The sequence below is a fragment of the Caulobacter sp. SRI_008 genome (assembly GCF_057586355.1).
On the sequence record NZ_JBYCZS010000066.1, the window covers coordinates 1 to 394 of the forward strand.

The 394-nt window shown below is 70.1% G+C and carries 1 protein-coding gene; it reads right to left on the reverse strand.

Annotated elements, in window-relative coordinates:
- Positions 1-19: 19 nt before the first annotated feature.
- A partial coding sequence (locus AC2YHT_RS25685; protein WP_487292619.1) for a transposase occupies positions 20-394 on the reverse strand: 375 nt, incomplete at its 5' end.

The following is a 394-nucleotide window of genomic DNA, read 5'->3' on the forward strand; positions in this document are numbered from 1 at the left end:
GGGTGAGCAACCATGTTGATCAGGCTTGGCGCACCCAGGGCTGCTGTCGTGCGAGGACGAGGTTTGCGGCCTCGATGAGCTTTCGCATGACGGCGACGATGGCGAGCTTGGGTGGTTTGCCGACCGCGAGCAGGCGGTCGGCGAAGGCCTTGAAGCCGGGATCGAAGCGCTTTGCGGCGATGGCGGCGAGGTAGAGCATGCGGCGAGGCCGGCTTCGTCCGCCGCCGATGAAGCTCTGGCCACGCCACTGGCCCGACTGGCGGTCGAAGGGAGCCACGCCGATCAGGCTGGCGGGCTGGCCACGCTGGAGGGCGCCCAGCTCGGGCATGCGAATGACCAGGCTGGCGGCCACGATCGGCCCCACGCCCGGCAGCGACTGCAGCAGCCGCCAGCG